The sequence below is a fragment of the Nocardia sp. bgisy134 genome (assembly GCF_965341865.1).
Lineage (GTDB): Bacteria > Actinomycetota > Actinomycetes > Mycobacteriales > Mycobacteriaceae > Nocardia.
Genome location: NZ_CBDQZP010000004.1, coordinates 109,899 through 127,974 on the forward strand (window position 1 = coordinate 109,899; position 18,076 = coordinate 127,974).

The 18,076-nt window shown below is 68.2% G+C and carries 17 protein-coding genes; 6 read left to right on the forward strand and 11 right to left on the reverse strand.

Annotation, left to right across the window (positions count from 1 at the left end):
* Positions 1–77 precede the first annotated feature (77 nt).
* Entirely contained in the window at positions 78–2,129 is a 2,052-nt protein-coding gene (locus ACRWNM_RS09410; RefSeq protein ID WP_431965614.1) for an AMP-binding protein, read from the forward strand.
* Here ACRWNM_RS09410 and ACRWNM_RS09415 read toward each other — a convergent pair whose 3' ends face one another.
* Positions 2,130–4,382, reverse strand: a complete 2,253-nt coding sequence (locus tag ACRWNM_RS09415; protein WP_431965616.1) for a serine/threonine-protein kinase — start codon at positions 4,380–4,382, stop codon at positions 2,130–2,132. It lies immediately after the preceding gene.
* A 185-nt stretch (positions 4,383–4,567) separates the two neighbouring features.
* Complete coding sequence (gene erm / locus ACRWNM_RS09420) at positions 4,568–5,380, reverse strand: 23S ribosomal RNA methyltransferase Erm (protein ID WP_431965618.1); 813 nt, start codon at positions 5,378–5,380, stop codon at positions 4,568–4,570.
* Between the two features lie 345 nt (positions 5,381–5,725).
* Between erm and ACRWNM_RS09425 the strand changes: the two genes are divergently transcribed.
* Entirely contained in the window at positions 5,726–6,295 is a 570-nt protein-coding gene (locus tag ACRWNM_RS09425) for an NADAR family protein (protein ID WP_431965620.1), read from the forward strand.
* On the opposite strand, the gene ACRWNM_RS09430 is transcribed toward ACRWNM_RS09425, so the two are convergent.
* Positions 6,289–7,437, reverse strand: a complete 1,149-nt coding sequence (locus tag ACRWNM_RS09430) for a hypothetical protein (protein WP_431965622.1) — start codon at positions 7,435–7,437, stop codon at positions 6,289–6,291. The two genes, ACRWNM_RS09425 and ACRWNM_RS09430, sit on opposite strands and share 7 nt — an antisense overlap.
* 425 nt (positions 7,438–7,862) lie before the next feature.
* Between ACRWNM_RS09430 and ACRWNM_RS09435 the strand changes: the two genes are divergently transcribed.
* Both ACRWNM_RS09435 and ACRWNM_RS09440 read left to right on the forward strand, forming a co-directional pair.
* Positions 7,863–8,942, forward strand: a complete 1,080-nt coding sequence (locus tag ACRWNM_RS09435; protein ID WP_431965624.1) for an NAD(P)H-dependent amine dehydrogenase family protein — start codon at positions 7,863–7,865, stop codon at positions 8,940–8,942.
* Positions 8,939–9,421, forward strand: coding sequence for a carboxymuconolactone decarboxylase family protein (locus ACRWNM_RS09440; protein ID WP_431965626.1), 483 nt, complete (start codon positions 8,939–8,941; stop codon positions 9,419–9,421). The genes ACRWNM_RS09435 and ACRWNM_RS09440 overlap by 4 nt, the downstream gene beginning before the upstream one ends.
* A gap of 7 nt (positions 9,422–9,428) precedes the next feature.
* Here ACRWNM_RS09440 and ACRWNM_RS09445 read toward each other — a convergent pair whose 3' ends face one another.
* The 5 genes from ACRWNM_RS09445 to ACRWNM_RS09465 all read right to left on the reverse strand — a co-directional run bounded on the left by ACRWNM_RS09445 (position 9,429) and on the right by ACRWNM_RS09465 (position 14,570).
* Positions 9,429–10,121, reverse strand: coding sequence for a hypothetical protein (locus tag ACRWNM_RS09445; protein ID WP_431965628.1), 693 nt, complete (start codon positions 10,119–10,121; stop codon positions 9,429–9,431).
* A gap of 145 nt (positions 10,122–10,266) precedes the next feature.
* Positions 10,267–11,139 carry an SGNH/GDSL hydrolase family protein gene (locus ACRWNM_RS09450; RefSeq protein WP_431965630.1) on the reverse strand — a complete coding sequence of 291 codons (873 nt, stop codon included), beginning with the start codon at positions 11,137–11,139 and terminating at the stop codon, positions 10,267–10,269.
* A 112-nt stretch (positions 11,140–11,251) separates the two neighbouring features.
* On the reverse strand, positions 11,252–12,448 hold the full coding sequence (locus tag ACRWNM_RS09455) for an IS4 family transposase (protein WP_431965632.1): 1,197 nt from the start codon (positions 12,446–12,448) through the stop codon (positions 11,252–11,254).
* A gap of 120 nt (positions 12,449–12,568) precedes the next feature.
* Positions 12,569–14,122, reverse strand: a complete 1,554-nt coding sequence (locus ACRWNM_RS09460; protein ID WP_431965634.1) for an amino acid permease — start codon at positions 14,120–14,122, stop codon at positions 12,569–12,571.
* 118 nt (positions 14,123–14,240) lie between these two features.
* A complete protein-coding gene (locus ACRWNM_RS09465; protein WP_431965636.1) occupies positions 14,241–14,570 on the reverse strand; it encodes a hypothetical protein in 330 nt (109 codons plus the stop codon).
* Between the two features lie 235 nt (positions 14,571–14,805).
* Here ACRWNM_RS09465 and ACRWNM_RS09470 point away from each other — a divergent pair, with 235 nt between their 5' ends.
* On the forward strand, positions 14,806–16,179 hold the full coding sequence (locus tag ACRWNM_RS09470) for an FAD-dependent oxidoreductase (RefSeq protein WP_431965638.1): 1,374 nt from the start codon (positions 14,806–14,808) through the stop codon (positions 16,177–16,179).
* A 6-nt stretch (positions 16,180–16,185) separates the two neighbouring features.
* Here the strand turns inward: ACRWNM_RS09470 and ACRWNM_RS09475 are convergent, their stop codons facing one another.
* Together ACRWNM_RS09475 and ACRWNM_RS09480 are read right to left on the reverse strand one after the other, a co-directional pair.
* Positions 16,186–16,599, reverse strand: a complete 414-nt coding sequence (locus ACRWNM_RS09475; protein WP_431965640.1) for a nitroreductase/quinone reductase family protein — start codon at positions 16,597–16,599, stop codon at positions 16,186–16,188.
* 67 nt (positions 16,600–16,666) lie between these two features.
* Positions 16,667–17,056: an ankyrin repeat domain-containing protein gene (locus ACRWNM_RS09480; RefSeq protein ID WP_431965642.1), complete on the reverse strand. Its 390-nt coding sequence runs from the start codon at positions 17,054–17,056 to the stop codon at positions 16,667–16,669.
* A 95-nt stretch (positions 17,057–17,151) separates the two neighbouring features.
* On the opposite strand from ACRWNM_RS09480, the gene ACRWNM_RS09485 reads away from it, so the two are divergent.
* On the forward strand, positions 17,152–17,385 hold the full coding sequence (locus tag ACRWNM_RS09485) for a hypothetical protein (RefSeq protein ID WP_431965644.1): 234 nt from the start codon (positions 17,152–17,154) through the stop codon (positions 17,383–17,385).
* Between the two features lie 57 nt (positions 17,386–17,442).
* Here ACRWNM_RS09485 and ACRWNM_RS09490 read toward each other — a convergent pair whose 3' ends face one another.
* The gene (locus ACRWNM_RS09490) at positions 17,443–18,069 is read right to left on the reverse strand and encodes a UdgX family uracil-DNA binding protein (protein ID WP_431965646.1); all 627 of its coding nucleotides are present in this window, start codon (positions 18,067–18,069) and stop codon (positions 17,443–17,445) included.
* Positions 18,070–18,076: the final 7 nt, after the last annotated feature.

The following is an 18,076-nucleotide window of genomic DNA, read 5'->3' on the forward strand; positions in this document are numbered from 1 at the left end:
TAACTGTTACCTGTCGGTACAAATACGTGACCACGCCGATCCGCGCACGCGGATGGGCCGGAGAGAAATGCACACAGTTGGTTACCGATGTCATCACCGTTGATGCCGAGTACGCGGTCGACCGCACGGCGATGTGGGATCTGCTCACCGAGACGCAGACCTACTCGCGAATGTTTCAGGGGGTCGGATCGTGTGAGCGCGCCGAAACATCAGAAACGCAAACGGTTCTGATAATCCGCGCCGGTGGACCCGACATCGACATCACCGTACCGCCCATTCATCTCGTTGTCGCGCGGAAGCGCGAAGTTCTCGAATTGCAGTGTCCCGGCGCGGGCGGATTCGCCTCGGTGCGGCTGCGCGGCGACACGCGGCACACCCGGGTCACGGTGACCTATGTCGGTGTGGGACGGGTACATCCGAGCATCGCCGCGTTCGACAAGTCGCAGGTGATCGCCTGGACCAAGGCGGGCATGGACCGGATCGCCGACGTGGTGCGCGCTGCGCCGACCTCAGTGCTGGTCAACGGCGAGGACTCCGTGGCGCGCTTGCAGGTCGGCATCGCCAGACAGCTGCTCAGCACCGGCGTCGTGCGCAGTTACCGGCCCGACCGCGGTCTGAAACAGCTGGGCGGACTGGCCAAGTGGGGCTTCACGCTCGCGGGCGGCTACGCGGCCGCCGCGGCCTACACCCCCAATCGACCCGCTCTCGTCGACGCGCACACCACCTACAGCTTCACCGAGGTGCACAGCCGCACCCATCGGCTCGCCGGTGCGCTGGTGGCGCTGGGGATGGGGGAGGGCAGCGCGATCGGCGTGCTCTGCCGCAACAGCGCCGCGATGGTCGAGTGCATGGTCGCCGCGGGCAAGGTCGGCATCGACGCCCTGCTGATCAACACCGGACTCTCGGCGCGCCAGATCCGCGACCTGGTCGAAAAGCACGAACTCGCCGCGATATTCCGCGACGACGAGTTCGATCCGCTGCTGCGGTCGGTGGCACCGGAGCTGCCACGCTACTCGACCTCGGACCCGTATCAGGGCGGCCCGGCGACGGTCGACGACCTGGTCGCGTGGGACACCCCGCCGTTCACCAGACCCGCGCAGCCGGGACGACTGATCGTGCTCACCTCGGGCACCAGTGGCGCGCCGAAGAGCGCACGCCGCCCGCAGCCCAAGGGTTTCGGCACCGTCGCCGCCCTGCTCTCGCGCATCCCGTTCCGGATGGACGAGACGATGCTCATCCCGGCGCCGCTGTTTCACACCTGGGGTCTGGCCGCGCTGCAGATCAGCACGCCGATCCGGGCGAGCGTGCTGCTCACCGAACGCTTCGACGCCGAGGAATGCCTGCGCCTGATCGACGAATACCGCGTCAGCGCGATGGTCGTGGTGCCGGTGATGGTGAACCGCATCCTGGACCTGCCCGCACACGTCAAGGCCCGCTACGACACCTCGAGCCTGCGGATCGTGGCCAGTTGCGGTGCGCCGCTCGCGGGTTCGGCCGTGCTGCGGTTCATGGACACCTTCGGCGACGTCCTCTACAACATCTACGGCTCCACCGAAGTGTCCTGGGCGACCATCGCCGACCCCGCCGATCTGCGCGCCGCGCCGACCACCGCGGGCCGCCCGCCGCTCGGCACGAAAGTCGCGGTGCTGGACCCGGATCTGCGCCCGGTGCCGCGCGGGGTGACCGGACGCATCTTCGTCAACAACCACATGCTCTTCGACGGCTACACCGATGCCGCGCCGCCCACCGAATCCGGCGGCATGCTCGACACCGGCGATCTCGGGTACGTCGACGCGGACGGTCTGGTGTACGTCGCGGGCCGCGACGACGAGATGATCATCTCCGGCGGCGAGAACGTCTTCCCGCGCCCGGTGGAGGAGGCGCTGCTGCGCCTCCCACAGGTCAGCGAGGTGGCCGTGGTCGGCGTGCCCGACCGGGAGTTCGGCCAGCGCCTCGCCGCGTTCGTGGTGACCCGCGAGGGTTCCCGGCTCGACCGCGACATGGTGCGCGACTACATCCGGCATCGGCTCAGCCGGTTCTCCGTGCCGCGCGACGTGACCTTCCTCGACGCCCTGCCGCGCAACGCCACCGGCAAGATCCTCAAGCGCGCCCTGGTGCAGCCCGGCTGATCACCGCGGGACGATGCGCTGCAACGCCACCAGATCCTTCTCCAGCATCCGGAACAACCAGTACACGCCGACGAAGGCCGCGGCGCTGCCGACGCACAGCACCCGCAGCGCCACGATGACCGACGGAATGTCCTCGGCGGGAATGAAGGTCGCGCCCGCGACACCGAGCAGCGGCACCGCGGCGGCGAGGGCGAGGAAGTAGTTGCTGCGCCGGTCCAGCGTCTCGAGCTGGTCGGCGTCCGCGCGGCCGAGACCGCCGTGCGGCAGGAACATCGGATACAGGCTGCGCACCGCGTAGAAGCTGACCAGGAAGTACGGGTAGGCCATCGCGATCGCGCCGCACACGATCTGGGTGACGAAGAAGTGCAGGTAGGCGTCTGTGGTGAGTCGACTGCCCGAAGCCTGCACCGTCACCGGCACGACGATGCCGGACAACGCCCACAGCCCGAAGCAGGTCAGCACGTTGCGCTGCGCGAGTCGCAAGGTGTCCGAGCGCGCCTTGGCGAGCCGGGCCGCGTCGTACTCGCGCCCGCGGTGCAGCCCGAAGGCGATGAACATGGGCCCGGCGATCAGCACATTGGTGACGATGAAGCCGATCAGGAAGCACAGGCCGTAGACGTTCGGCGCGATCTCGCCGAATTGCCGCTGGGCTTGTTCGTCCATCTTGTCGATGATCAGCGTCCGGTTGTGCTGGTAGCTGTAGAAGATGGCGAACGAGTTCGGGATACCGATGGCGACGGCCATGACCGGAACGATCCACAGCCGGGCCCGCAGTCGCCAGCTGCCGGGCGGCGGATCGACCAGGTCGCGGGCGCGGGCGTCCAGGCAGACGTCGAACTGCTGGGCCATGTCCGCGCCGGTCGCCCAGCGGCGGTCGGGATCGGGTTCGAGCGCCCGCACCAGTGCGCGGCGCAGCGCGGCCGGGCAATCCGGCGGCAGATCCTCGTAGGGCAGCGCGTCCGGGCCCGCGGCGCGGCGGCCCAGCATGCCGTCCAGGGTGGTGCGGTCGCCTCCGGTCACCGACTCGTCGTGGAAGGGCTTGCTTCCGGTCAACAGCTCCCACAACACCACGGCGAGCGAGTACAGATCGCTGCGGGTATCGAGATCGGCCGCCGTGGTGGACATGTCGGGATGCACCGCCGCCAGCTGCTCCGGCGACATGTACGCCAGCGATCCGCCGAAATAGGCCACCGGGCTGGCGCCGGAGACGTTGCCGCTGAAGCTGATGTTGAAATCGGCGAGCTTCGGAATCCCCTCCGCGGTCAGCAGGACGTTGGCGGGTTTGATGTCGCGGTGCAGTACTCCGCTCCGGCCCGCGTAGTCGAGCGCCTCGGCCAGCCTGCGGCCGAGCCAGGCGATGGTCTCCGGCCACGACAACGTGGCCAGTTCGGCGCGCACCGACGACTCGACCGGAGTGATCTCGCCCTTCGCCGCCAGCACCGCGTCGATGACCTCCAGCATCATCGCGCCGCTGCGTTCGGCGGGCGGCGTCACGCGCACCCGCTCCAGCACCGAATACAGTGTGCCGCCCGGCACGTACTGCATGTAGAGCAGGCGCAACCGGCGGGAAGGCAGCACCCGTTGATCGAAGACCCGCACGATGTACTCGTGGTCGAGCTGGGCCAAGGTCTGCGGCTCCGTGCCCTTGTTCTGCGAGATCTTCAACGCGACCAACCGCTGCATGGACCGTTGCCTGGCCAGGAACACCTTGGCGAAGGCGCCGCGGCCGAGGCTGGTCATCAGGTCGAAGTCGTCGATGCGCTGGCCGACGTCGATGTCGTCGAGGCCCACCGGTTCGGTGGCGGCCGTCATCATCGTGCTGTGATAGTCGTCGGTCGCCAGCATCTCCGAAAGCTCCTGGGCCTGAGCCGGATACGCCGAGGTGTACTCACCGACCTGCACCGAGCTGCCCGCGTTCCTGCGCACGTGGAACTCCTCGTAGATGAGGTCGGGCGGCAACGGCCAGGTGCTCAGCTCGGGCAGTTCCGCGACGTACTCCGCGAGGCGCTTGGGTTCGGTGTTGCGCGACCACCGGTTCACCAGATCGACCTTGATCAGCTCGATCAGCGACACCCGGCGGATGGCGGGAGAGTCGGGCAGGAAGGCGGGCAGGTCCGGCGGCGTCGGCCCGTCCCGCCACGCCTCCGCGAACCGGGCCACCACCTCGGCGACACCGGTGCCGCGCCCCGCCACGGCGGGCGACGAGCCCCCCGCGACCGCCGCCCCCGGTACGGGTGTAGCGGGGTGCGCCATCTCCGCATACTATCGCCGCGCCGGGGCGGCGACCCGCGCATTCTGGAACGAGATCGGTGAACCGAGGGCCGGTCCTCCGGAAAACCTGCCGTGTGCAGGACGCCGATCCGGCAACGTCGCGCGGCCGGGCGACTGGCGAACAGCCGGTTCGCGGCAACGGATGGCGACCGACCACCGCACGTGCGTCACAACAGCGCCCGATGGAGGTCGATCCACCGCGCCGGATCGACGGTTCCCACCGGTTCGTCGACCGGCACGCCCGCGGTCCGGCACGCCGCACGCACCCGCCGGGACGGGAACTCGGTCGCCAGGGACGCGGCCAGCGAGCCGCCGACGCCGGAGAAGCCCAGCTCGACCAGCCGCCGATACTCCCGCAGCGCGCCAGGCCCGAGCAGCGGTCGCGGCCGGTTGCGCAGATGCAGCACCGCCGAGTCCACCCGCGGCACCGGCCGGAAGCACGTGCGGTCCACGCGCGGGCCGAGCGCGAACTCGGTGATCGGCCAGTGCGTGATCGTCAGCTTGCTCCAGCGTCCGTAGCCGCCGGAGTGCTTGCGCGCGAATTCCCGCTGGGTCAGCAGGGTGGCCGAGGTCAGGTGTCGCGCGGCCAGACACCAGCGAACGATGTCGGTTGTGCTGGCGAACGGGATGTTGGCGACGACCGCGAACGGCTCACGCGGCGCGGTCACCGCCCGGAAATCCGCCTGGAAACAGCGGACCCTGGCGTCGCCCGTGTAACGCTTGCGCAGCAGCGCCGCATAGTGCGGGTCGATCTCGTAGGCCAGCACGCGACCGGCCGCGTCGGCCAGCTGACGGGTCAACATGCCCGAGCCGGGGCCGATCTCGAGCACGAGGTCTTCGGCGCCGATACCCGACGCGCGCACCAGCAGGCGCGCGGTGCCCGCGTCGGCGAGGAAGTTCTGGCTCAGCCGCTTGCGCGGGCCGATGCCGGGGTGGTCGCGCGCGTCGCGGGCGCGCGGCAGGGAACGATTGCGGGACATGGGTGTCCTCCGAACGGAGTGGCCGAATCAGGAAAAGGTGATTCGCCCGGACCCATGCCAGGGCACATGCGACAGACCGCCGAGTGCGGTCGTCGGGCGGCGCGATCAGCGCCGAGAGAGCCGGATCAGAGTGATACCGGAGCGGTGCGGTCCGCTGGCAAGGCCCAGGCCTCCGCGCGCAGCCGGATGAAGTACGCGCCGACCGCGCACGCTCCGTTGATGCCTGGACCTCCCATGGCCGCCAACCTACCGAGCCGCCCGGACCCGATGCCACTTCTTTTTCCGGCGCCCCGGGTCTCGATTAATCGGAGGCGTTGGCCGTGCCGGTCGGGCAGACTCGCGGCCATGCGTTCGGTCGAGGATCTGATCCGTTTCAAAGCGGCGGGTGGCGCCGTGAAGTATCTGCCGTTCTGGGGCCATCGTCCGCAGGCCGACGGCAGTGTCGGCAAGGGCTGCTTCAGTCAGTGGTGGCCCGCGCCGTTCGAGGCGCACGGCGCATTGTTCCCGACGGCCGAGCACTACATGATGTGGCGCAAGGCGCTGCTGTTCGGCGACGCCGAGACCGCGGCGAGAGTGCTCACCGTCGAGCACCCCAAGCAGGCGAAGGACCTGGGCCGCCTGGTGCACGGCTTCGACGAGAAGCGCTGGGAAGCCGAGCGTTTCGAGATCGTCGTCGCCGGAAATCTGGCGAAGTTCGGCAGCAACGACGATCTGCGCCGATTCCTGCTCGGCACCCGCGACCGCGTGCTCGTCGAGGCCAGCCCGGTGGACCGGATCTGGGGAATCGGGTTGGCCGCCGATCACCCCGATTTCGCGGAGCCGACGCGCTGGCGTGGAGCCAACCTGCTCGGTTTCGCGCTGATGCGGGTGCGAGAGGAGTTGCGGGAAAGGGACGAGCCGAGCGCGGTTCAGTAGGGGCCGACGGCCTGACCGGCTTCGGCGGCTCGCTCTTCGGCCGCGCGGGCGCGCCACATTCGGGCTTCCGCATGATCCCCTCGCCGGTCGAGCAGTTCGGCGAGCCCGGCCATCGCGCGCAGGTCCCGCAGTTCGGCGGATGTGCGCCACCAGCCTTCGGCCGCGACGAGATCACCGCGCCGGAACAGCACGACGCCGAGATCGTAGCCCGCGCCGGGATGCCCGGCCTGGGCCGCCTGCGCCCAGAGTCCGCACGCCTGGTCTTCCTCGCCGCGGCCGAACATGGCGACCCCGAGATCGTAGAGCGCGCCGCGATATCCGGTCTCGGCTCCGCGTTCGGTGGGCAGTCGGCGCTCGTCGGAGTCGCCGAGCGGATCGGCCGTGGCCACGGTGGACCCGGGTGTTTCCGGTACGGCCGTCGGCGAATGCCGGTTTGTCGCAGTGTTTTCCATGTCCTCGACGTGCGCTGGTGCGGCGATGGTTCTCCTCGGCGTGGTGGTCGCGGAGGACGACGTCGCGGCGTATCCGGCCGGCGTGCCGTTGGGATACGGCACGGAGCTCGGAGTCACGGCGGCCGGCATTTCGGTGTTCGTAATTGTTTCTGCCACAGGTTCTTTCGGTGTTTCGACAACGGGGGCGGCCGTGGTACCCAGACCGACGACCAAATTGGCGAAGTTGGGCGGCCCCTCGCCGACGCTGCACCACAGCGCGATCCGGCCGTCCGGGGTGTCTTCGACGAGGATGCCGTAGTTGCCCATCCACGAGCGCTGCACGCCGGAGCGGTCCACCCAGACCGGCGTGAGCGTGAACAGCGCGTCGGGTCCGGTCGGCACGAGCGTCACGGTGGTGCCGCGGGCAAGCGCGTCGCTCCACAGGTCGATGCCTTCGAGCTTGCGCCCTTCGAGGTCGATGTACCCGTCGATCACGGAAAGGCCCATGCCGTGGCCGCGCAGTCCGGCGGGCGGCGCCGCGGACAGCAGCGTCATGCTGAGCAGGGTGGTGGCGTGCCCGAACCGCTCGGTGTACATCGGGTAGACCATGCTGCCGTTCCAGCGAATCGGATCGGCGCTCCGATAGCGCGCGGCGAGAGGTGGGTCGGTGGCCGAATTCTGGGCATGCCACTGCGAATACGGCTCGTTCATGTGCTGGCGTCCCGCCTTTCCGCCGGATGCTCGTCCTCATCTGCGCCTCACGGCGGGCTATACCGTACTAGCCGAGACCACCGTCGGCGGCCCAATCCGGCGCCGATCGGCCCTCGCGCGCAGGACTGTTACGAAGATGAGTTCTTTGCCCGCTCCGGAGGCGATTTCGCGGCGTGGCACGCGGCGCCGGATCCTTCCCGAAACCGGGCGCGATACGAGAGAAGTGCGTGTAACTTCAGGTTACATGTAACCTCGGGTTGCAGATAATGTTCTTCCGATTTCGAAGATGCCGAGCGGCTGACGCGCCATCATCGGGCGCTTGATGGTCCTCACGGTACCCCAAGCACACCGATCCCGCCCACCGAAAGTGAGCTCGATCTCGCGAACCGGCGGACACCGAACCAAGCGCTTGCTACGCTCGCGCGATGATCCCCACGATCGTCTGGGGCACCGGCAATGTCGGCCGCGCCGCCATTCGTGCCGTCGACGCCCACCCGGCGCTGGAACTGTCCGGCGTGCTCGTCCACGATCCCGCCAAGGTCGGGCGCGACGCGGGCGCGCTCGCCGATCTCGACCGCGAACTGGCCGTCACCGCCACCGACGACATCGATGCGGTGCTCGCCGGCCGCCCCCGCGCAGTCGTCTACGCCGCCTCGGGCGACGTTCGGCCCGGCGACGCCCTCGCCGACATCGTGCGTGCCATCCGCGCGGGCGCTGTCGTCGTCACCCCGGCGCTCTACGCCCTCTACGACCCGCGCAGCGCGCCAACGGAATTGCGCGATCCGGTGCTGGCCGCCATCACCGAGGGCGGCGGGTCGCTGTTCGTCTCGGGCGTCGACCCCGGCTGGGGCAACGACGTGCTGCCTCTGCTGGTCAGCGGACTCGCGAGCACGGTGGACGTGGTGCGCTGCCAGGAGATCTTCGACTACACCACCTACGACCAGCCCGACTCGGTCCGCTACCTCGTCGGCATGGGCCAGCCGATGGACTACCAGCCGCCGATGCTCGCCCCGACGGTGCCGACCATGGTGTGGGGCGGGCAGATTCGGCTGATGGCCCGCGCTCTCGGAGTGGAACTCGACGAGATCCGCGAGACCCTGGACCGGCGCGCGCTGGAGACCACCGTGCAGACGGCGAAGATGGGCGAGTTCGCGGAGGGCACCCAGGGCGCGGTGCGTTTCGAAGTGCAGGGCATCGTCGGCGGCGAACCGCGCATCGTCATCGAGCACGTGACCCGCATCCACGCCTCCTGCGCACCCGACTGGCCCGCGCCGCCCGACGGCGACGGCGCCCACCGGGTGATCATCGAGGGCCGCCCGCGCATCGAGGTGACGGTCGAGGCCGCCGACGAGGGCGGCAATCGCTCCGCAGGAGGCAACGCCACCGCGGTGGGCAGGCTGGTCGGCGCGATCGACTGGCTCGTCGCCGCGGAACCAGGACTCTACGACGCACTCGACGTCCCGCTGCGCCCAGCGGTCGGCAAACTCGGAAGGAAACACCCATGATCGTCGACATCCCCGAGGGCAAGGATCCCATCGGCTACGTGTGGGGCGAGATGGTCCCCGGCATCGGCATCGCCGCGTCCGGCTTCTCGCTCGCGGTATACGAGCACAGCACGCTGGGCCTGCGCGAGTTCGAGGCGGCCCGGCTGCGCATCGCCCAGATCAACGGGTGCATCTTCTGTCTGGACTGGCGCACCGAGCGCGACGGCGTCAAGGTCGAGGAGGAATTCGCCGACGCGGTGACCGACTGGCGCACCACCGACGCTTTCGACGACCGCACCCGCCTGGCCGCCGAGTACGCCGAACGCTACGCTACCGACCACCACAATCTGGACGAGGAATTCTGGGTGCGGATGAAGGCTCACTACAGCCAGACCGAAATCGTGGAGCTCAGCATGAGCATCGGTTCCTGGCTCGCGTTCGGGCGGCTGAATCACGTACTCGGCCTGGACACCGCCTGCGTGCTGCCCGGCCACTCCTGATTCCGGTCTATTTCCCTTCCCGAATCCACTCCACGCGGTCCAGCGTCGACCAATCGTCGTTGGCCCATTCCCAGATCAGCTGCGCGACAAGGCGTGGATCGGAGAACACCGCGGCGAAGAAATGGTCGGTGTGGGCGCTGTCGTGGATTTCCAGGGTGTAACTGGTCGGCGCGTCACGGTAGGTCTGGATGAAAGTCTCCCGGTCGGCGGTGCGGCTGGCGATCAGAAACGGCGTCGAAGCGAGTTCGGCGAGCTTCGGAATCCACGAGAACACTTGGCTTTTCGTCATCGAGCGATAGTTGCGTTCGCCGCCGATATCGACATCGACGACGCGGAATTCCGGCGCCGGAGTGAGGGTGCGCTGGAGCCCGTCGTACAGCTCGTAGTCGAAACCCGTGATCAGATCCTCGAGCAGCTGCCGGACCGGACCTGCCGCGTAGTCCACCGCCGACCCCCTGCTCCGCCGACGATCCAGATCGTCGGCGGCGGTGACACGGACCGCGGCGCCCGCCGCCTCGATCCGTATGGCGGCGTGCCGCCGCGCGGCCGGGATCGCCGCATTCCACGCCACCAACCCGGCGAGCACGACGATCCGTAGATCGTCGTCGACGGGCCGCCCCTGTTGTGACCGGAAATAGGACGGCACTTCGACCGCCGATGCGACGACCCCCGCGGGTACGACGACGTACTCGTAACTCACCCAACCAAACTAGCCGCGCCGCGCCGCCGATGCACCCTGGCGAATATGTGAAATACACGGAGCCACAAACTTTTACGCGATCCTTAGCGCTGCGGAAAGTTCGCTCGTCGAATCGCTAACAATTGGCAACGGCGGCGCGGTCTTGTCAGCCGCCGATCGCGGCCAATGCCTGTTCGGCCATCTTCTGCATGCCGAGCGCGTTCGGGTGGATCGGCACGAAGTTCGTACCCCACACGGCGGGTTCGACCCAGCGGGTGCCGATGGGCTTGCAGGCGTCGTGGCCGACGGAATTCTGCATGCTGACGAAGGTGGTGCCCGTCTCGTCGGCGGCGCGCTTGACGACACCGTTGAGGGTGTCCTCGATGTTGTTGATGTAGGGGACGTCGCCCTTGGCGATCGGCATCGTCAGGAAGCAGTTGCTGTTGTCCGCGGGCATGACCTGGGGGTACGCCAGAATGACGACCTTCGCGGACGGCGCCTTGGCGTGGATGTCCACGAGCGCCTTCTTCACGTCGGGGTAGGTCTTGTTCAGGATGTCGTTGGTGAACTTGTCGCCGTAAAGGGTCTCGCAGGGGTTGCCGAAGCCGGCGGTCCCGGTCCCTGCGGTGATGCAGGAGGAGATCACCTTGATCAGGGTGTCGTTGTTGTTTCCGCCGATGGTCAGGGTGACGAGCTTGGTGTCCTTGGTGACGGCATCGAGCTGCGGGATCAAGCTGGGATATTGCTTCCCGTAGAAGTCCTGGGTCTTGGCGTTGGCGCAAGTGACGTCGGTGAACGCCTCGATGCCGAGGGCATCGGCGATGAGGTTCGGGTAATTGCGGGTGGTCCGCGCGCACACCGGGGTGACGGTGGGATCGGTCGGAAGGATCCCCGATCCCGCGCTGTAGCTGTCGCCCATGGCGACGTAGGGGCTCAGGCTCGGAGCGGCCTGGGCCGGGGCGGCCGCAGCGAGGGCGAGACCCGCGGTGATTGCCGTAGCGAACGCAGCAGCGATCCGCGTGCGAACGTCCTTGACCATGTAAAACTCCTGCATCAGACACTCTCGGTTACCGATCGGTAACGATTTGGCGGAGGAACTGTGACACGGCGCACACAGCATGTGCAACTGGCATCACGAGAGGTCTGTTTACTTAATCGGCGCTGCGGTGCGGCGAGCTTCCCGGAAGGGGGCTACCGAATGACAGCCCGGCTGGGTCGTCACCGGAATCGGTTGCCGCCGAACGCATCAGGCTGCAGATCGCGTAGTGGACGCACAGGTGGCCGTAGACCTCCTGGATCACGCCGTCGGGCGTCTTCGACCGCAACACCCCACCGCGGCCGTGCTGGTCGGTCTCGAGCCTGTCGAACGCGGTCTCGATCTCCTGTCGCTGCGCATACAACCGGGCCAGCTCGTTCGCGGGTGCCGTCTCGGGATCGGTGATGGTGGTCAGCAGTCGGTGAATTCGCTCCTCGTCGGCGTCGGCCGTGGTGCCCGCGACCTTGATGACGCGCACGGCGATCCCGTCGATGTCGTCGTGGCGCGTCCTCGTTCCGGGATACACATGGGAAGCGAAAGATCCATCTGGATAACGTTTTTCGACAGGAAGTACAGAATCGGACGGCATTCGCCACAGCAGGTCCGCGCCGGAGGACCAGCACAGGTCCCACAGGCGGTCACCGAAGAAGGCGCGGTCGGCCAGCAGCAGCATTCCCGGGCGCAGCGATCGCACCACCGATTCGGCCAGGGCCTGCACGCGATGCTCGCAGGTTCCCAGCGCGACATCGACGATCGCGTGCGAACCGCACTCGACCAGCCCGAGGACCCGCACCCGAGGGAACGTCCCGCCCCGGCCATCCCGAAAAGACGGCGGCCGTCCGAAGTGCTCGATATTCGCGTTACTGGCGGGCGCGTCCATGGTTGATTCGTGGATGCTCATCAGCCGCCAGGACCGGTAGGAACTTCCCGGAACCCGCGCCTCGGACAGCGGCACCGCCACCTTCTCGTACACCGCGCGCAGCGGTTCCGAGCCGAGGCGCTTACGGGCCTGGAACAGGGCAGCCTTCGTCGGGATCGTCGACTGGTGGGGCCATATGGACGCCCACTCGAGCCCGGACACGAGCTTGCGCATCACGTCCTCGTATGAGCAGGACGGGAACAGCGCCAGCGCGAGCACGTAGTAGACCACCACCCGAGCGGGCAGCAATCGGTTCCGGCGCTCGACCCGTCCGCGCTCGATCAGCACCTCGTCGACCACCTCGGGGGTGAAAACCCTGGTCAACACGCCCAACGCGAGGTGATCGGACAACCGCTGATCGGTCGCCAGCTGCACCCATCCCGCACGCGGCACAGCTGCGAAAATACCGACAAGTCGGTTCTAAGTAAACAGAATCGACGTCAAGATTGTGTCTCATCCAGTGTGGCCGACGATCGGCGACGGCGGCGCGGGTGCGACCCGCGCCGCCGCGCGTCAGGCGACGACGGGTGCCGCGTCGCCGGTCGGATCGGTGGGTTCACCGACCGTGCGCTTGGGCCCGGTGAACCAGCGGCGGGCCGAGGCGAACCACCAGATGGCGATCGCGCCGACCACGCCGACCAAGGTCAGTGGCGCGTAATTCACCGTGGTCCACGTGAATTCGCTGTTCCACGGATAACCTCGGTCGTCGGTGGGCAGGATGAACAGCACACTGATCGCCGCGATCCAGAGCAACGCGACGATCCCGACGGGCCGATACCACGTCCCGAGCTGCCACGGGCCGGTCTGGAATCGCGCACCGTGCCGCTGTCGCAGCAGAATCGGAATCCCGTAGGCGATGTAGAGGCCGATGGTGGCCACCGAGGTCGCCGCGGCGTAGGCCGTCGGCGCGTTCGCCGCGGGCACCAGCATCGAGGGAATCAGCAAGACGAACGCGAAGAACGAGATGAACAGCACCGCGTGCACCGGCACCTTCTTCGCCGAGAGCGTCGACCAGTAGGCCGAACCCGGCACCGCGCCGTCGCGGGAGAACGCGAACAGCATCCGCGAGGCGGAAGTCACCGAGGCGTATCCGCAGAACAGTTGCGCGACGGCCGCGATGATCAGCAGCAGACCCGACCAGAACGAGTCGAGCGAATTCTCCAGAATGTAGATCACCGGATAGCCGCTGTTCTGCGCCGGATCCAGCGCGTCGTTCAGATTCGGAATGGCGAAGGTGACGGCCATGATGAGCAGATAGCCCGCGACCGCGGAGACCAGAATGGTGTTGATGATGCCCTTCGCCGCCGCGCGCGCCGCGTCGTGGGTTTCCTCGGACATGTGCGCGGAGGCGTCGTAGCCGGTGAACGTGTACTGCGCGTGCAGCAGGCCGAGCAGGAAACTGAACGCGACGCCGCCGAAGCCGACGGCGCTGTTGTCCACGGTCTCGGTGAACACGAAACCGGCGCTCTGATGGTTCTTCGCGCCGAAACCGAGCACCAGTACGAAGATCGCGACGCCGCCGACGTGCCACCACGCCGAGATATTGTTGATCACCGCCGACAGGTGCGGGCCGACCGCGTTCAGCACCGCGTGCAGCACCAGGATCACCGCGAAGACCAGGAAGATCGCCGTACGGTCGGTGCCGATATCGATGCCGATCACGTTCAACACGACGGTGGTGAAGATCGCGGCGCCGTAATCGATGGCGGCGGTCACCGCGATCTGGCCGATCAGATTGAACCAGCCGGTGAACCACCCCCACACCGGGCCACCCAATTCCGCGGCCCACCAGTACAGGCCGCCGGAGGTGGGGTAGGCCGAGGCCAGTTCGGCCATGGCCAGACCGACGAACAGCACCATGATCGACACCAGCGGCCATCCCCAGGCCATGGTGATCGGGCCGCCGTTCGCCAATCCGATACCGTAACTGGCCAATCCGCCGGTCAGAATGGACACGATGGTGAAACTGATGGCGAAGTTGGAGAATCCGGACCAGGATCGCGCGAGATCCTGTTTGTAACCGAGTTCGGCGAGCCTGCGTTCGTCGTCAGACGGGGTTTCGGTCATGATCGCTCCCGAAGTGAAAACGCTGCCCTCATACAGCGTTTGCCAGAAGCTCAGTGTGAAGTAAACCCGGGTCGTTCACAGTGCAAACGGATGACCGCGGCGTAAACCGGCATTCGGCTCAGCGGGCCGGATCGCCACCCGCACGCGCGCACTCATCGGTGGTCCGGTGTTCCCAGCCGAGCTTCGCCGCCGGGACCGGGCACGGACCGTCCGGCTCGCCGCCGCCGGGAGAACGCACCGGAACCAATCCCGCGACGGAGGCGACGATGCCCACCGCCGCAAGCACCAGACCGAGATCGACGAGTCTGCGGTCCCAGCGCGCAGCCGGATCGGTGTGCGCGGCAAGCGGATTCGCCAGCCGCCAGCTCGCGGCCAAAACGAAAGCGACCGCGGCGAACACCAGCAGCGGGATTCCCACGCCCGCGAGCAGTACCCGTGCGCCGTCCATCGACCTTCACCCCTGTTTCGTCCGGGCGAATCCGGACGACCCGCGGCGACCCCCGGCGGCGGCCGTCCCGCGGACGACCCCGCCCCCAGCGACGGGCAACCTATCGCACCCGTATCCGGCCCGCAAGCCGCGGCGGCCCGCCACGTAGCGTGACCGTAGTGAGCGAACGGAGTGAGCGAACCATGTGCCAGCGCGCTTCGCGCATGCCCGAGCCGAGCGTCAGCGAGGCGCAGGCATGAGCGAACGTCTGGTCGTCATCGGCGCGGACGCGACAGGTATGTCGGCGGCCTCCCAGGCCCGCCGCATGGCCGGTCCGCGCGAGCTGGAGATCGTCGTGTTCGAGCGCGGCGGCTTCACCTCCTATTCCGCGTGCGGGATCCCGTACTGGGTGGGCGGTCTGGTCGCCGAACGCGACGCCCTCATCGCGCGCACCGCCGCCGAACATCGCGCCCGCGATATCGATCTGCGCCTGCACACCGAGGTGCTCGAGATCGATGTGGCCGAGCGACGGGTTCGCGTCCGTGACCTCGGGTCCGGCGACGAATCGTGGACCGGCTACGACAAACTCGTGATCGCCACCGGCGCACGCCCGATCCGTCCCGCGCTGCCCGGCATCGACGCCGCCGGTGTGCACGGTGTGCAGACCCTCGACGACGGGCAGGCGCTGATCGACACGCTCACCTCCATCGAGGGCAAGCGGGCCGTCGTGGTCGGGGCGGGCTACATCGGCGTGGAGATGGCGGAGGCGCTGATCCATCGCGGGTACGAGGTGACGGTGCTCGATCGCGGCGCCGAACCGATGTCGACGCTGGATCCGGACATGGGCGCGCTGGTCCGAACGGCCATGTGCGGGTTGGGCATCGAGATCGTCGGCGAAGCGGAGGTCACCGCGATCCGGACCGACGAGGCGGGCCGCGTCCGCGCCGTCGCCACCGCCGAGGGCGACTATCCCGCCGACGTGGTGGTGCTCGGCATCGGCGTGCGGCCCGAGACCACGCTGGCTCGCGTGGCGGGTCTGCCGCTCGGCGAGCACGGCGGGCTGCTCACCGATCTGTCGATGCGGGTGCGCGGCCACGAGAACATCTGGGCGGGCGGCGACTGCGTGGAGGTGCTCGACCTGATCTCCGGCCGCAGCCGCCACATCCCGCTCGGCACCCACGCGAACAAGCACGGCCAGATCATCGGCGCGAGCATCGGCGGGGGATACGCGACCTTCCCCGGCGTGGTCGGCACCGCTGTCAGCAAGGTCTGCGATCTCGAGGTGGCCAGGACCGGGCTGCGCGAAAAGGACGCGCGGGCGGCGGGATTGCAGTACGTGACCGTCACCGTCGAGTCGACCAGCCGCGCGGGCTACTACCCCGACGCCGCGCCGATGACCGTGAAGATGCTGGCCGAACGCCGCACCGGGCGATTGCTCGGCGTGCAGATCGTCGGCCGCGAGGGTGCGGGCAAGCGGGTCGACATCGCCGCGGTCGCGCTCACCGCCCGGATGACCGTCGAAGAGATGACCGCCCTCGATCTCGGCTACGCGCCGCCCTACTCGCCGGTGTGGGATCCGGTGCTGGTGGCGGCGCGCAAGGCCGTGTCGGAGGTGCGGCGGCGCGGCTGAGCCGGGTCAGGCCGCGCTGCGCCGGACGCCGACTATCGGGATAACGCGGGTGGTCTTGCGGCGGTACTCGCCGAAGGCGGGCATGAGCTCCACCATCCGGTCGTAGAGTTCGTCGCGTTCGGGTCCGGTGACGAACTCGGCGGCGGCGCGGAACTTTTCGGTGCCGACCTCGATGGTGAGCTCCGGCGTCGCCCGCAGGTTGTGATACCAGGCGGGATGGCGATCGGCGCCGCCGTTGGACGCGACGAGCACCATCCGGTCGCCGTCGGGCAGATAGACCAGGGGATTGGTGATCTGCCGTCCGGACTTGGCGCCGGTGGTGGTGATCAGCACCATGTTGGTCCTGCCCTCGAACATGCCGCCGACGCGCCCGCCGTTGGCGCGGAATTCCTCGATCACCTGTGCGTTGAAGTCGCTCATCTCGTTCCTGTCCGGTCGCGGTTGCTCCACGGCCAACCTCGGGCCGGCCGTGGAAATTCCGCCCGGCTCAGTCGAGCGCGTCGAGTAGCTCAGTCTTGCCGAACATGGTCGCCGCGTCCCTCGCCGACGGTGTGCCCGCGTCCGGATCGGCTCCCGCGGCGACGAGCAGGCGGACGATCTCGTCCTCGCCTTTGAACACGGCGCCCGCCAGCGGTGTCTGGCCCTTGTCGTTGGCGCGGTTGGGGTCGGCGCCGCGTACCAGCAGTACCGCGACCGCGTCGCGGTGACCGTGGTAGCTGGCGAGCATGACCAGGCTGTCGCCGTGGTCGTTGGTGAGGTCCGCGGGTACTCCGGCGTCGACGTGAGCGGCCAGCGCGTCGGCGTCGCCGTGACGCGCCAGGTCGAAGACCTTGCTCGCCGATTCGATCACTTTGTCCGCATCGGAATCGTGGCTCACCAGCCCTTCCTACCAGGTTCCCGGTTTCGCCGGGCCGACGTCGGGTACCGCGCCAGCAGATCACGCCGTACCACGACAACCAGGAGGTGAGCTCGATGCCGGTATGCGACACCTGCGGCAACGATTACGACAAGACGTTCACGGTCACCAGGAACGGCTCGTCGGCGACGTTCGACAGCTTCGAATGCGCGGTCACCGCGCTGGCGCCGACCTGCGAGCACTGCTCGTGCCGGATTCTCGGTCACGGCGTGCAGGCCGGCGAGCGGATCTTCTGCTGTGCGCACTGCGCGCGGGTGGCGGGTATCAAGGAACTCGTCGATCACGCCTGAGGCGAGCGCGTTTCCTGAAGCGGGTCGAGCGTCGGGCCGAGCGTGGACGATCCGCGCTCAGCCCGCGCCGATCGCGGCGCGCACCGCCCGCAGATCCGCGACGAAGCCTTCGTAGGCCTTCGCGCGGTCGGGTGCGCGCAGCACCGCCGAAGGATGCACCGTGGCGACGACTCGATAGTCGTCGGCGAACACCACTTGGCCGCGTTCCTCGCTCACCTTGAACGAGGAACCCAGCACCGCTTTGGCCGCGACCGCGCCCAGGCAGACCACGAGCTCCGGCCGCACCGCGTCCAGCTCGGCGGTGAGCCACGGCGTGCACGCGACCACCTCGGTGCGCCCGGGCGTCTTGTGGATGCGCCGCTTGCCGCGCTCCTCGAACTTGAAGTGCTTGACCGCGTTGGTCACATAGACGGTGTCGCGAGCGATGCCGACCTCGTCCAGCGCCTTGTCCAGCAGACGCCCGGCGGGGCCGACGAAGGGGTGTCCTTCGATGTCCTCCCGGTCGCCTGGTTGTTCACCCACCACGACGACGGACGCGGTCGCGGGACCTTCGCCGAAAACGGTCTGGGTCGCGTCGCGATACAGCAGGCAACCGTGGCAGCCGCACGAGGCCGCGCGCAGCGTGTCCAAGTCCGCGCCTTCGGGGACGAATTCCTCGGCGCCCGGCACTTTTCGGGTAGCCATCAACGGC